This is a genomic window from Cupriavidus sp. BIS7 (assembly GCF_000292345.1).
Classification (GTDB): Bacteria; Pseudomonadota; Gammaproteobacteria; order Burkholderiales; family Burkholderiaceae; genus Cupriavidus.
This window is the reverse complement of sequence record NZ_ALOU01000076.1, coordinates 1-14525: the sequence shown is the minus strand read 5'-3', so window position 1 is coordinate 14525 and position 14525 is coordinate 1. Positions and strand designations below refer to the sequence as shown.

The 14525-nt window shown below is 64.2% G+C and carries 12 protein-coding genes; 6 read left to right on the top strand and 6 right to left on the bottom strand.

Going from position 1 to position 14525, the window contains the following annotated elements; translation table 11 throughout:
- Positions 1–27: 27 nt before the first annotated feature.
- Both B552_RS0123565 and B552_RS0123560 read right to left on the bottom strand, forming a co-directional pair.
- Positions 28–1638, bottom strand: a complete 1611-nt coding sequence (locus B552_RS0123565) for a phospholipase D family protein (protein WP_019451521.1) — start codon at positions 1636–1638, stop codon at positions 28–30.
- A gap of 78 nt (positions 1639–1716) precedes the next feature.
- Positions 1717–2871 carry an aromatic ring-hydroxylating dioxygenase subunit alpha gene (locus B552_RS0123560; protein WP_019451520.1) on the bottom strand — a complete coding sequence of 385 codons (1155 nt, stop codon included), beginning with the start codon at positions 2869–2871 and terminating at the stop codon, positions 1717–1719.
- Positions 2872–3197: 326 nt separating this feature from the next.
- On the opposite strand from B552_RS0123560, the gene B552_RS0123555 reads away from it, so the two are divergent.
- Both B552_RS0123555 and B552_RS28615 read left to right on the top strand, forming a co-directional pair.
- Complete coding sequence (locus B552_RS0123555) at positions 3198–3935, top strand: LysM domain-containing protein (protein ID WP_035880251.1); 738 nt, start codon at positions 3198–3200, stop codon at positions 3933–3935.
- Positions 3936–3985: 50 nt separating this feature from the next.
- Entirely contained in the window at positions 3986–4363 is a 378-nt protein-coding gene (locus B552_RS28615) for a lysozyme inhibitor LprI family protein (protein ID WP_237718339.1), read from the top strand.
- A gap of 58 nt (positions 4364–4421) precedes the next feature.
- Here B552_RS28615 and B552_RS0123550 read toward each other — a convergent pair whose 3' ends face one another.
- The 4 genes from B552_RS0123550 to B552_RS0123535 are packed head-to-tail and all read right to left on the bottom strand — an operon-like array spanning position 4422 to position 8979.
- The gene (locus tag B552_RS0123550) at positions 4422–5642 is read right to left on the bottom strand and encodes a CoA transferase (protein ID WP_019451518.1); all 1221 of its coding nucleotides are present in this window, start codon (positions 5640–5642) and stop codon (positions 4422–4424) included.
- Between the two features lie 19 nt (positions 5643–5661).
- The gene (locus B552_RS0123545; RefSeq protein WP_019451517.1) at positions 5662–6816 is read right to left on the bottom strand and encodes an acyl-CoA dehydrogenase family protein; all 1155 of its coding nucleotides are present in this window, start codon (positions 6814–6816) and stop codon (positions 5662–5664) included.
- Between the two features lie 5 nt (positions 6817–6821).
- Positions 6822–7793, bottom strand: a complete 972-nt coding sequence (locus B552_RS0123540; RefSeq protein ID WP_019451516.1) for a tripartite tricarboxylate transporter substrate binding protein — start codon at positions 7791–7793, stop codon at positions 6822–6824.
- 25 nt (positions 7794–7818) lie between these two features.
- The gene (locus B552_RS0123535) at positions 7819–8979 is read right to left on the bottom strand and encodes an acyl-CoA dehydrogenase family protein (RefSeq protein WP_019451515.1); all 1161 of its coding nucleotides are present in this window, start codon (positions 8977–8979) and stop codon (positions 7819–7821) included.
- Between the two features lie 129 nt (positions 8980–9108).
- Here B552_RS0123535 and B552_RS0123530 point away from each other — a divergent pair, with 129 nt between their 5' ends.
- The 4 genes from B552_RS0123530 to purT all read left to right on the top strand — a co-directional run bounded on the left by B552_RS0123530 (position 9109) and on the right by purT (position 14475).
- Positions 9109–9891, top strand: coding sequence for an IclR family transcriptional regulator (locus B552_RS0123530; RefSeq protein WP_019451514.1), 783 nt, complete (start codon positions 9109–9111; stop codon positions 9889–9891).
- Between the two features lie 2 nt (positions 9892–9893).
- Positions 9894–10688 (top strand): IclR family transcriptional regulator, encoded by a 795-nt coding sequence (locus B552_RS0123525; protein WP_019451513.1) that lies wholly within the window; start codon positions 9894–9896, stop codon positions 10686–10688.
- A gap of 171 nt (positions 10689–10859) precedes the next feature.
- Positions 10860–13040 carry a TonB-dependent receptor gene (locus B552_RS0123520; RefSeq protein ID WP_019451512.1) on the top strand — a complete coding sequence of 727 codons (2181 nt, stop codon included), beginning with the start codon at positions 10860–10862 and terminating at the stop codon, positions 13038–13040.
- Between the two features lie 232 nt (positions 13041–13272).
- Positions 13273–14475 (top strand): formate-dependent phosphoribosylglycinamide formyltransferase, encoded by a 1203-nt coding sequence (gene purT, locus B552_RS0123515; RefSeq protein WP_026035984.1) that lies wholly within the window; start codon positions 13273–13275, stop codon positions 14473–14475.
- The last annotated feature ends 50 nt before the right edge of the window (positions 14476–14525 follow it).

The window sequence follows — 14525 nt, the reverse complement described above, 5'->3', positions numbered from 1 at the left end:
GAGGGGAGCAAGCCAGCAGCAATCCCTCTACAACTGCGATTCCACCGGCAGCATCCGCAACACCCCCTGCTTGAAATGGTCCCAGCCATTCATGTCCGGCTCGCTGCGGTACGTGCGCAGGAGGCCGTTCTCCTGCGTCACCCACACCATCTCCTGCTTTCCCGTGGCCGGATCGGTCTCCAGCACCACCTGATAAGCCGCATCGAGCAGCACGCCATCTATCGCCTTGCCAAGCATCTCGCACAGCGGCGCGCTGTCCACCACGATTCCCATCTCGGTATTGAGGCGGGCTGAACGCGGGTCCAGGTTCAGTGAGCCGATAAACAGCAGGTGCCGATCGACCATATAGGTCTTGGCGTGCAGGCTTGCGCGGCTGCTGCCGCCAGGACCATGGGATTTCTTCTTCTTGGCCAGTTCGGCATAGGCCGAAGGCTTCAGCTCGTACAGGATCACGCCTGCCTTGAGCAGCGCCTCGCGCCGGGGCGCGTACCCGGCGTGCACGGCCGACACGTCCGTCGCGCCGTACGAGTTGGTCAGGATGCGCACCTGGACACCGCGCTTCTGCAGGCCGGTCAGCCATTCCATCGCGCTATCGGGCGGTACGAAGTATGGAGAAACCAGCGTCAAGTCGTGCTGGGCGCTGCCCAGGATCTTGATCAGCTTGGGGATCGCGTGCGTGGAGTCGTCTTCGGGCGGAGTCAGAACCTTGGCGGCCTTGTCCGCAATGACAGTTGCGCGGCCCCAGAAAGCCGGCAGCGTGCCCTGGTGGATCGCATGCAGCACCCCTGATTCGAGCACGGATTTGCCGTAGTCACTGGCGCTCATGGCGATGGCGTGCTCGTTCAGTGACTGGCGCAGCTTCTGCTGCAGCGCGATGGCTTCTTCGCCGGCAAGCGGCTTGTCCAGCGCCGAAATCGGATAGGCCGATTCGCTGTTCCAGTAGTCGTCGAACACGGCGGATACCTCGGGCACCACCGGCCCGCCAGCCAGCAGATCAAGGTCACTGAAGTCGGTATGCGCGGCACCGTAGTATTCGTCGCCGACATTGCGGCCGCCGACGATGGTCAGCTGGTTGTCGGCGGTCATCGACTTGTTGTGCATGCGCCGATTGATCCGGCTGAAGTCGGTGATGTACTCGAACAGGCGCAGATTGCGGCTGGCAAATGGATTGAACACGCGCACCTCGATATTCGGATGCGCGTCGATGGCCTGCAGCACTTTGTCCTGGCGAGCCAGGTGGATGTCGTCGAGCAGCAGCCGCACGTGCACGCCACGATCGGCCGCGGCCATGATGGCGGACAGCAGCGTCTGGCCGGTATCGTCGGCCTCGAAGATGTAGTACTGAACATCAAGCGAGCGCTGCGCCACCCGGGCCAGTGCAATACGCATGGCAAACGCGTCAGTGCCGGCGGCCAGCGGATAGAACACCGATTCGCCCGGATGCATGGCCAGCTTCGGTGCAAGTTCCTGGGCCAGCTCCGTATCGCTGGTGTCCTTCAGCGCCATCTCCGGCTGCAAGGCCGGGCGCTGCGGCAGTCCGGCACAAGCCGATAGAAGCGCTGCGATCACGATGGCCAGGAAGCGGGCGAGAAGGCCTGCCGATCGATGCGTGTCGCGGATGTCCAGCATGTCGCCCATGTCGCCGTTCTCCCCGTGACTGTTACGAGTATGTCGCGCGCCCCCGCGCGCCTCGTGTCCGACGACTCTCGCAAAATCCTATGCCTCCGCGCCCACGCGCCGGATCGGAATCACGGTGCGGCCGCCGCATTCGCGCAGCAGATCACGCAATTCCAGGATCACGGGAAACACCTCGTGATTGCAGTCCTCGCCCTGCCGGTCGTGAGCTTTCTGCTCGTTCTCGACGATCCAGCGGTCCTCCTTGAAGATCCGCTCGGTAAACCACACCAGCAGCGGCCAGGCCAGATCCAGTGCAAAGGGAATGCCGGGGCGGCGGATGGACAGCATGCCGAACGTCCGGTTGGTGCGCTGATCCGCGTCCAGCGGCACGTACGCGATCCACAGATCCATCACCATCGTGCCGCCCGCCGTGCGGATCTTCAGGGTCTGGTACGGGTAGCCCGTGCGCACGGTCATCACGTCCTTGTTGTCCTCACCGCCCTCCTTGCTGAACACGAGCGCCTCGCCCATCGGCTGCTTGCCGCCCTCACGCGAGAAGGTGTAGTCCACTTCGACGAAGTCCGCGCCGCGCCGGCGCCCCAGCGAGCGCGCGCGCATCATGCCCATCTGGCGTCGATGCAGGAACTGATGGTTCATATCCATCAGGTTTTCATGCATGAACGAGTAATGGCACTTGACCTCGCGGCCGAAGCGGCGGGTCTTGTAGTGCTTGTCCGATACCGAGGCGAAGTCGGGTAGCGGCTTCTGTCCGGCCAACGCGGGATCGCCCGGAAATACGAAGATCAGGCCGGCTCGCTCCTCGCATGGATAGGCCCGCACGCCGTTTGGCAGGCGCTCCTTGCCCAGGTACGGCACGTCGATGCAACGGCCGGAGCAATCGTAAGTCCAGCCGTGATAGCAGCAACGAATCGACTCGCCATCCACCACGCCGGCGTGCAGCGGCACCTGGCGGTGCGCGCAGCGGTCTTCCAGTGCGAATACCTTGCCCGATGCCGTGCGCACCAGCACGATCGGATCGCCCGCGAAACGCACGCCATGGGCGCTGCCGGCCTTGACCTCGCGGGACCAGGCCAGTGGATACCAGTGATCGGGGTGAATCGGCACGCGGCGCAGGTCGCGCACGGGCGCTGCGCTCGAGGTGCCTGCCTGGGAGCCCGCTTGGTTGTCTGTAGGCGTGGGGACGGGCTGGGAGGGGTCGATGGGGTGGCGGTCAAGCGCAGACTCTGCATACATGCGTTGCATCTCCTTGCGTCCTGGAACCCCAGCCATCGGGATTCGGGCATCGAATCTGGCGAGTCTAACCGATTGCGGGCAACCGGTCTGTCGGCTTTTCTCCGACTGGGCGCGGTCGTGGCACTGAACTTGGCAGCCCCCACTTTTGCGCTGCCGCAGTAAAGGTGGTCGGCGGACAGGGCGACGCGCTACCGGCCGTACTACAGAGCGTCATCGAGCGCTTGACCGTGGTCAGTTCGTCTGCCGGAGGCGTTCTTCACAATGGCTGGCTGCTCCAGATGCCAACCGTTCCGGGGGGGGCGCCAACCCTACCAATGAGGACTGATATGCCGGCTCAAACACCATCGAGAACAGGTTTCGAGAAATGGCTGGACGGCATCGACAAGGCCTTAGGCGATGCCAAATGGAATATCTGGGATTGCGAGATCCAGATGGCTGTCAACGAATACAACCGTCATCTTTCTGGTAAAGCGGGATACAGGCCGCTCGATTGGCGGCTCATCAAGGCGATGCTTTGGGTCGAATCCGGCGCCGCCAACTCGGAATGGAACAGCAGACCAATGCGTATTGGTGTGCCCGGCGACCCGGGACTAACATCGTTTCTTTCGGGCAAAGAAGGCAGCGAACTAATACTTCCGCCTGCATGGAAGGGGCGGCTGACGGTTGGATCCGTTAGAACCATACCAGCCCACAATATCCGCGCGGGAATTGGATATCTGCTGATGAAAATGGCCAACTACGAATATCGCAGCATAATCGGCAACCCTAAGGTCCATACAATTTCTGTCAATCCAGGTGATAGCCTCGACAAGATTGCGAGGACACAAGGAAGCACCGTCGAGACGCTGAAGAAGCTGAATCCGACAGCCGTCATTCTGAGGCCCGGGCAGATTTTAAAGTTCCAGAAAGCATCGATTCAACGTGTCATCACAAGCTGGAGACACGTATCCACGGCAATGGTTGCGCAGCGCTACAACGGAGGCGGCGACCCTAACTACACTTCGAAGCTCGATTACGTGTTGTCAGCGATTCGCGAAGATAAGGGACTGGCATGCGAAAGGTAACCCTCCTGGCGCTTGTCATATCGGCGCCCCTGCCTCTGAATTCCTTCGCCATGTCAAACGGTGACATTTTGAGCGAGCGAGCGTTACGCGCTGAATGCTCATATGAAATTACTGGCGTAAGAGAATGCCTGCAAGAAAAACAACGAGCCAGTGAGGCGAATTTGAAGCATGCCGAGAAACAGGCGGGAGCATCACTCGATAAGTGGGATGAAGACCCCCGGTACGTCAAAGCCGCAAAGGCAAGGCTTGTCGCGTCAAGAAAGCCATTTATCGAATACCGGGAAGCACAATGCGCGTTTGCTTCATCTTTGGGTGGCGGAGCCATTGGCAACGCTCTTGAAGAGCAGCGTTTGGCCTGCGTCGCGGAACTCAACAACACGCGTGCCGAACAGCTACGTGAAGCGGTGTCTGATTTGCCAGTAAAGTAGCTCGCCCGTGTAGTCCAAAAGACGAATTTCTGCCCGGGAACGCCGGATGCCTGCGCCCCTAAATCACCCCTGCCTCCCGCAGAACAGCCATCTCGTCCGATGTCAGTCCCAGTGCGCCGTAGATCTCGCCGTTGTGCTCGCCCACGTCGGGTCCGCTTCTGGCAGGCGTGGGCGCATGTCCGGCAAAGCGCGGGACCACGCACGGTGCCGGGATCGAGCCCAGATCGGGGTCGGGCAGCCTGACGATGGCCTGGCGGGCCTGGAAGTGTGGATCGTCGACGATATCGGCGATCGAGAAGATCTTGCTGAATGGAATCTCGTGCGCCTCCAGCATGCGCGCGATATCGGTATAGGCATGAGCGGCGAACCAGCCGGCGATCAGGCCATCGAGCGCATCCAGATGGCGCACGCGCGAGGGATTGGTGGCGAAGCGCGGGTCGTCGGCCAGTTCCGGCTGCCCCAGCGCCCGGCACAGGCGGCGGAAGATCGGGCCCGACGATGCCACCAGCGAGACCCACTGGCCGTCGGCCGTGGCATACATGTTCGACGGCGCGGTGTAGGTGGCGCGATTGCCGGCGCGCTCGCGTACCTGGCCAAGCTGCTCGTATTCGACGGCGAGCGGTTCCAGCAGACGGAACAGCGCCTCGGTGGCCGCCAGATCGATCTCCTGCCCCGGCATCTCCTCGTTGCCGGGCCTGCGCCGCTCGGCGATGGCGCTGGCGATGGCAAACGCACCGAACAGGCCCGCCACCATGTCGCCCATCGGATAGTTCATGTGCAGCGGCGCGCCCGACGGCTCGCCCGTCAGGTTAGTGAAGCCGCTCATCGCCTCGAACACGCGCGCAAACCCGGCACGCTGCGCGTAGGGGCCGGTCTGGCCGAAGCCGGTCAGGCGCAGCACCGTCAGGTGCGGATTGGCGCGGCGCAGCGTTTCGATATCGAGCCCCCAGCGGTCCAGCGTGCCGGTGCGGAAGTTCTCCACCAGCACGTCGAATTCCGGCAGCATGCGCAGGAACAGTTCGCGGCCAGCCGGCTTGCGTACGTCCAGCGAGATGCCGCGCTTGCCGCGATTGGTTACCTTCCAGTACAGCGCCAGGTCACCCTTGACCGGCGCCAGCCCGCGCAGCGGATCGCTGCCATCGGGCAGTTCCAGCTTGACGACGTCGGCCCCCATATCGGCGCACAGCGTGCTGGAGAACGGCGCGGCGATCACCGTCGCCATGTCTAGAATGCGTACCCCGGCCAGCGGGCCGAGGCTTTGGTCTTGTTCGAAAGTCATGAATTTGCTCGTGGTGGTGCTACGGCCGCAACCCGTATTGGAAGATGCGCCGTGCCAGCGTGGCGCGATGCAGTTCTGACGCGCCGTCGTAAATGCGGAACGGGCGCAGTTCGCGCTGGATCATCGACACTGGCGTGTCGTCGGATATCCCGAGCGCGCCCATGATCTGCACCGCGCGGTCGGCCACGCGCCAGACCGCTTCGGAGACGAAGATCTTGGTCATCGCCGAGTCGTGCTTGACCGATTCCCCAGCGTCCATCTTGCGCGCGCAATCACGCACCATCAGGCGGCTGGCATGCAGGTCGATATGCGAATCGGCCACCATCGCCTGCACTTGCTGCAGATCGGCCAGCCGCTGGCCGAACGATTCGCGCTGCGCCGCGTACTGCTGGGCAATCTCCATCGCGCGGGACGCCCGGCCGATAAAACGCATGCAGTGCGAAAGCCGCGCGGGCTCCAGCCGTGCCTGCGCATAGGCAAAGCCCTGCCCTACCTCGCCGAGCACGGCGTCGTCATCGACCACGCAGTTCTCGAACACGATTTCCCCATGGCCGCCGACCTGATAGCCGTCCATGCCCGCGATATTGCGCACGAGCCGGTACCCCGGGTTACTGGTATCGACGATAAACATCGTGGCACCGGTATCGGTACGCGCCAGTACGATGGCAAACGCCGCATCCACGGCTCCGCTGATAAACCACTTGTGCCCGTTGATGATCCATTTGCCGTGCTGGCGTTCGGCGGTCGTGCGCAGCATCGACGGATCGGAGCCCGCGCCCGGCGCTGGCTCGGTCATCGCGAAGCACGACCGGATCTCGCCACGCACCAGCGGCAGCAGGTAGCGTTCGCGCTGCGCCGCATTGCCGTGGCGCAGCAGATTGATCATGTTCGGCTGGTCGGGCGGCGCGCAATTCAGCGCCGGAGCACCGAGGAAGCTGCGCCCAGCTTCTTCCAGGATCTCCGCGCGGGCCTGCCAGTCGAGCCCCAGTCCGCCGTACTCGGGCGGCAGGTGCGGTGCGTAGATGCCGGCCTCGCGCGCCACGCCCTGCAGTCTGCGGACCACGGCATCGAGCCGCTGCACGTCATGCGCCAGTGATGGCTCTTCGCTCGGGATCGCGTGCTGTTCAACGAATTGGCGCACCCGGGCGCGCAGTTGGGCTATCGAATCTTGCATGGCCGTCAATCGATCGTGGTGCCCGTGGACTTGACCAGCGCGGCCCACCACGCTGCATCGGCATGAATCTGCTGCCCGAACTGTTCGGGCGTGTCGCCCACCGGCTCGGCGCCCAGTTCGACCAGCTTCTTGCGGATATCGGGCCGCGCCAGGATCTTGACCATCGCCTGGTTAAGCTTGTCGATAACCGGTCGCGGCGTGCGGGCCGGCACCATCAACCCCTTCCAGGCCGTCACCACGTAACCCTTGAGTCCGGCTTCCTGCGCAGTTGGCACCCCGGGCGCGGCCGTGGCGCGCTTCTCGCTGGTCACGGCCAGCGCGCGCAGCTTGCCCGACTGCACGTGCGGCCACAGCGCCGGCATGTTGTCGATCAGCAGCGTGATATGCCCGGCTATCAGGTCGGCCACGGCCGGGCCGCTACCCTTGTAAGGCACGTGCTGGAGCTTGATTCCCGCCGTCTGGTTCAACAGCTCGCCGGCAAGCTGCGCGGGGCTGCCGTTGCCCGGCGATCCGAACGAAAGCTGGTTCGGGTGTGCCTTAGCGTAGGCGACGAACTCCTGCACGTTCTTGACCGGCAGCGATGCATTGATCGCCATCAGGTTGTGCTCGCGCGCGATCATCGTCACCGGCGCCAGGTCGCGCAGCGGATCGTAGGACATCTTCGGGTAGAGGCTCGGGTTGATGACCGTTGGCCCCGCTGCGGCCATCAGCAGCGTGTAGCCGTCCGGCGCGGCCTTGGCGACGATATCGCCACCAATATTGCCGCCCGCACCCGGCCGGTTGTCGACGATCACGGTCTGGCCCAGTTCCGCGCGCAGCGGCTCGGAGATCAGACGCGCAACGATATCGGTCGACCCACCCGGTGCGAACGGCACCACCAGCCGGATCACCTTGTTCGGATAGGGAGCTTCGGCGTGCGCCGGTGTCAGGGCCATGCCGAGCAACATCCCGGCCGCAGCAAATAGTGGCTTGATCATGGTTGTCTCCGTGGGTCTTGGTTTTTCAGCGCTGGCCGCCGGCCAGCGCAAAGGTGCGCTTGGCGATATTGAGTTGATGAATCTGGCTGGTGCCTTCATAGAGGCGGAACAGCCGCACGTCGCGGTAGAAGCGCTCGATGCCGTAGTCGGCGATATAGCCGTAACCGCCAAACAGTTGCACGCAGCGGTCGGCCACCCGGCCGCACATTTCGGACGCGAAGTACTTGCAGATCGATGCCTGCATCGTCACGTCCTCGCCAAGGTCGCGCTTGCGCGCCGTTTCCAGGATCAGCGCGCGTGCCGCGTGGATGTCGGTCTGGCAGTCGGCGATCATCGCCTGCACAAGCTGGAAATCGGCCAGCAACTGCCCGAACTGCTTGCGCTCGGTGACGAAGCGCACGGCGTCGTCGAGCATGCGGATGGCCGGTCCGGTGCACAGGGCGGCCAGGTGGATACGCTGCTTGTTGAGCACCTTCATCGCGGTACGGAAACCCTTGCCTTCCTCGCCGCCGATCAGGTTGGCCGCCGGCACGCGGCAGTTGTCGAAATGCACCTCGGACACCGGCGAGCCGGCCTGCCCCATCTTCTGGTACGGGCGGCCCGTGGTCAGGCCCGGCGTATCGCGCGGAACGAAGAATGCCGAGATGCCGCCAGCGCTAGGATTGGCGGGATCGGTACGGGCCATCACCGTAAACAGTCCGGCAATCGGCGCATTGGTGATAAAGCACTTGGTGCCGTTGAGGATGTAGTCGTCGCCATCGCGTACGGCCGAGGTGGTCAGCGCGGTGGCGTCGGACCCGGCGTCCGGTTCGGTCAGCGCGAACGACCCGGTCACCTCGCCGCTGGCCAGCAGCGGCAGGTAGCGCTGCTTCTGCTCGGGCGTGCCGTCGGCCACCAGCGCCTCGGAGCCAATGCCGGTATTGGTGCCAACACGCGCCCGGAACGCTACCGAGCATTGCGACAGCTCCATCGCCGCCAGAACGAGTTCCTCGGTGGTCATGCCGGCGCCGCCGTACTGCTCGGGAATCGAGTATCCGAACATGCCCTGCGCAGCCATGGCGTCGACGATGTCCTGTGGCACCTCGTCGCGCTCCGCCACTTCGGCCTCGCGCGGCACAAGCTTTTCGCGCACAAAGCGCCTCAGGGCCTGCAGAAAGGGATCGAAGGCTTCAGGGTCCCGGATCATCGTCTCGCTCCACCATGTTTTCGGATGGAAACGAGCGTACGCGCGGCTCCCGAATATCGGCACCTATGTTTCGCTATCTTGAACAACTGATGCACCACGAAGACGGCGCTTCGGTAAGATGAACGGCAAATGCCCTCGCACCCTCATCACCCCGATCCCGCCTTTGCAACCACGCTGGCCCACGGTCTGGCGTTGCTGCAGTGCTTCCGCGTTGGCGAGACGATCCTCAGCAACAAGGATCTGGCCGACCGCACCGGGCTATCGAAAGCGACCATCAGCCGCCTGACCTATACGCTGGCGGCGCGCGGACTGCTGCTTTACGACACCCATCTGCGCCGCTACCGGCTGGGCTCCACGGCGCTGTCACTGGGCTATCCGCTGCTGGCCAGCCTGCGCGTGCGGCAACTGGCGCGTCCGCTGATGAAAGCGCTGGCGGACCGCGTCGGCGGATCGGTGTCGCTGGGGCTGCGCGACAGGCTGCGCATGGTCTATGTCGAAACCAGCCGAGGGCACGACGCAATTGCGTTCCGCCCTGACATTGGCGCCTCCGTGCCGATGCTGGCCACGGCGATGGGTCGAGCCTGGCTTGCCCAGGCGCCGGCAGACGTGCGGCGCACGCTGCTCGATGCGCTGCGCGACGCAGAACCCGATGACTGGCAGCGCCTGGCGGGCGCCGTGGATACGGCCGTCGAGGAACTGGCCACGCTCGGCTTCACCCGCTCGTACGGCGACTGGCAGCGCGATGTCCATGCGGTGGCCGTGCCAATGCGCACGCCCATCGACGGCGAGATCCTGGTCTTCAACTGCGGCGTGCCGGCGGTACGCATGACACCGCGCAAAATGGAGCGCGAAATGGGCCCGCGCCTGCTGAAGCTGGTGGCGCAGGTGGAAACGCAGGTGGCCTGGGAGTGACGATGGATACCGCCGACGCTCCTCGGGACGACGCGAAGGATCGCCAGTTCGCCAACACACTGGCCAACGGGCTGGACATCCTGCTGGCCTACCGGGCTGGCGAATCGCTGCTCGGCAACAAGGATTTCGTGCAGCGCACCGGGCTTTCCAAGTCGACCGTGGCACGGCTCACGCACACGCTCAGCGAACTTGGCTATCTGCGCCACGACGTGGCGCTTGGCAAGTATCGGCTGGGCGCGCCGGTGCTGGCACCGGGCTATCCGCTGCTGGCCAGCATGCCGATCCGCCAGCTTGCCCGGCCGCTGATGAAGGCGCTGGCGGACGAGGTTGGCGGCGCGGTGTCGCTTGGCATCCGCGACCGGACACAGATGGTCTACGTGGAAACTGCGCGCTCCACCGACAACCTCGTGGTCACGCCCGACATCGGCGCCGCGCTGCCGATGCTGACCACCGCCATCGGCAAGGCGTGGCTGTGCCGCGCGCCCGCTGACCTGCGCGACCCGGTGCTGAACCGCCTTCGGCTGCAAGACCCCGACGCGTTTGCGCGCGGGGTCCCGGGGCTGGCGCAGGCACGCAAGGATCTGGAACGGCTCGGCTATTGCACCAACCGCGCGGAATGGCGCCACGACGTGTTCGGCTTTGCGGTGCCGCTTTGCACGCCCGTGGACTCCCAGTGGTTCGTGGTCAACAGCGGTGTGCGGGCGCGCCCCGGCAGCTTCCACAGCGTCGAGAAATTCGTCGGCCCACGACTGGTGACGCTGGCCCATAACCTCGAAGTGCTGCTGGGTCTGCGCTGATCCGCCCTGCGCCCGCCCCCCGCCTGATCGCCGAAAAACGACAAATGCCGCCCCGGCATCAAGGACTTGCTTGACGACTCAATGGCTCGATGGGCATCATTCGGCCTTTCTTGATGTAAATACGAATCGTTCGTATTTATGTTTTCAATAAGAACCGACCGAGCCAGCAGCATGTCATCCCGCCAGTCTTCCGCGATCCGCCCACCCCGCCAGCAGCCCGTACCTTCCCGCCCGCGCATCATCGCCTTTGTCGCCCGCACCGCCGTCATTGCGGGCCTGCCTCTCGGAGCGATTGCCCAGACAGCCCCGGAACAGGCCCTGCCGGCCGTGACCGTCAGCGCGGCGCAGGAAATCGACATCGGCCCGCAACTGAACAAGCCGATGACGAGCGGCGCGCTGGGTAGCCGGAAACAGCTCGATACCCCGTTCTCCACCACCATCGTCACCGGCGAAGATCTGGCGGACCGCCAGGTCACCAAGCTCGGCGACGTGTTTTTCACCGACGCCTCGGTCTCCGACAACAGCAATGCCAACAACGCGTGGGCGGCGTACACCACCGTACGTGGCCTGCAGCTTGACTGGCGCAACGCGTACAAGATCAACGGCATGCCGTTCATCAGCTACGGCCTGACGCTGCCTTACGAGCAACTCGATCAGGTGGAACTGCTCAAGGGCGCGTCCGGCTTCATGTACGGCTTTGGCAACCCCGGTGGCACGATCAACTACGTCACGAAGAAGCCGACCGACCAGTTCACGGCCAGCGTGGAACTGGGCTACCGGACCTCGCACGTCTGGGCCGAGAACGTTGACGTGGGCGGCCGCGCCGGTCCGGACGACATGTTCGGCTATCGCCTGAACCTGACGCACGAGGAAGGCAAGCCCGCCAATGCCGTGGGCCTGAACCGCAATTCGGTGTCGCTGGGCCTGGATGCCCGCATCACGCGCGACCTGACCTGGACGTTCGACGGCATCTATCAGGACCGCAACACGTGGGGCGGCACACCATCGTTTTACACGGGCGGCATCCCCGCCAACGGCCAGATCCCGGGCGTGATCAGCGGCCGTGGCGGGTTGCTGGCGAATAACGACTCGCACTTCTTTTCCAACCTGCAGGTGTACCAGACCGGCCTGCGCTACAACCTCAACCAGGACTGGACCGTCAGCACGATCTACAGCTTCAGCAAGCAATCGCGCAGCCGCAATGAATCCACGCTGAACCTGTCCAATGCGGCGGGCGACTACGCCGACTGGCGCTACGACGGCGCCGAAAGCCAGCAGTTCAGCAACTGGACGACGATGGCCGAGGGCAAGTTCCGCACTGGCCCATTCCGGCACGAACTGGTAGCCGGGCTGAGCTGGCAGAAGCAGATTGACCGCTTCAGCAGCAACATCGTCTATACACGGCTGGCCGACGGCAACATCTATGCGCCGTACACCAATGTCTACTGGAGCCAGACCGCGTTCGATAAATACCGCGCCGGTGACACCACCCAGAAGGCGGCATTCGTCAGCGATACCGTTTACCTGACCGATCAATGGTCCGTACTGGCCGGCCTGCGCGTCACGAACTACGAGCAGAACAGCTACACGGTGACTGGCATCGGCAACACGAGCTTCACCAAAAATGGCCTGCTGACGCCCACCGCCGCGATCATGTACAAGCCGCTGGCCAGCACGACGTTCTACGGCAGCTACGTGGAATCGTTCGACGGCGGCGGCATTGTCGGTACCTCGTATGCCAACGCGGGCCAGGGGCTGACACCGGCCAAGAGCCGCCAGTACGAACTGGGCGTCAAGACTGACCAGGGCGCCTGGAATGCCACGGCCGCCCTGTTCCGCATCGAGCGCCGTAGCGAATTCAACCAGTTCAACGGCGCCAACACACTGCCCACGTTCGTGCAGGACGGCCAGTCGATCTATCAGGGCCTGGAGCTTGCCGGATCAACGCGCCTCGGATCGCAATGGGAAGTGGGCGGCAGCGCGATGTACCTGGACAGCTACTACAGCAAGGGGCAGGACAACATTGGCAACCGAGTGGCCGGAGCGCCCAATTTCATCCTGACGGGCCGCCTGGCCTACCGCGTGCCATACGTGCCGGGCCTGAAAGTCGGCGTGGACGGCAAGTACACCGGCACCACCAAGGCGCGCGCCGCCGGAGACCTGACGCTGGGCGGATACACGGTGTTCAACCTCGGCGCCACATACGACACGCGCGTGGCCGGCAAGGCGCTGACGCTGCGCGCGGCGGTGACCAACCTGACCAACAAGCGCTACTGGGGCTTCCAGTACGAAAACTACATCCAGCCGGCCGACCCGCGCGCGATCAGCGTGAGCGCGAAGATTTCGTATTGAGTGGTTGAAGTACCGCCGACTGACTCCCCTCTCCCACCTGTGGGAGAGGGGTTGGGGGAGAGGGTAAGACGACTCTGCTTGCCGACTTGTGCCAATTTGAACCGCTGCGCCCTCTCCCCCTGCCCCTCTCCGGCGCGCGGGAGAGGGGAGAAAACCACGGGAGAAAACCGGGGAGAAAACCATCTGCTCCTTGCTACAATCGCGTCTTTTCTCCCTGCCGCGAGCCCCCGCCATGACGACCCTTGGAACCCCTCTTTCCCCGTCTGCCACCAAAGTCATGCTGCTTGGCTCCGGCGAGCTAGGCAAGGAAGTGCTGATCGCGTTGCAGCGTCTGGGTGTGGAAACGATCGCCGTTGATCGCTACGAGAACGCGCCGGGCCAGCAGGTGGCCCATCATTCGCGCACGATCACGATGAGCGACGGCGAGCAGCTCAAGGCGCTGATCGAGGCCGAGCGCCCGGACCTGGTGGTGCCCGAGATCGAAGCCATCGCCACGCCGATGCTCGAAGAGCTGGAAGCCTCCGGTGTGGTGCGCGTGATCCCCACCGCCCGCGCCGCCCGCCTGACGATGGACCGCGAGGGCATTCGCCGTCTGGCCGCCGAAACGCTCGGCCTGCCCACCAGCCCGTACAAGTTCTGCGATTCGCTCGAAGAGCTGCAGGCCGCCATCGACGGCGGCATCGGCTACCCGTGTGTGGTCAAGCCCGTGATGAGCAGCTCTGGCAAGGGTCAGAGCAAGATCGACAGCCCCGAGGGCGTGAAGGCCGCGTGGGACTACGCAATGGCCGGTGGCCGCGTGAGCCATGGCCGTGTGATCGTGGAAGGCTTTATCGATTTCGACTACGAGATCACGCTGCTGACGGTGCGCGCGCTGGGTGCCAACGGCGTCGTGGAAGCGCATTTCTGCGAGCCGATCGGCCATGTGCAAGTTGCCGGTGACTACGTGGAAAGCTGGCAACCGCACCCGATGCACCCGAAGGCGCTGGAAACCGCGCAGCATATCGCCCGCACCGTCACGGCCGACCTGGGCGGCCAGGGCCTGTTCGGCGTCGAACTGTTCGTCAAGGGCGAGCAGGTCTGGTTCAGCGAAGTCAGCCCGCGCCCGCACGACACCGGCATGGTGACGATGATCACCCAGTGGCAAAACGAGTTCGAACTGCACGCACGGGCGATCCTGGGGCTGCCGGTCAGCACCGCGATGCGCGCACCCGGCGCAAGCGCCGTGATCTATGGCGGCGTGGAAGCCGAAGGCATCGTGTTCGACGGGGTGGACGACGCGCTGCGCGTGCCGCAGACCGAACTGCGCCTGTTCGGCAAGCCCGAATCGTTTGAAAAACGCCGCATGGGCGTGGCGCTGGCCTATGCCGAAGACGTGGAAACCGCACGCGAGCGCGCCAAGGAAGCCGCAGGCAAGGTCAAGCCGCGCAAGGCTTGAAGCTGCTGAGGCATTCTCCCCTCTCCCGCACGGCGGGAGAGGGGTTGGGG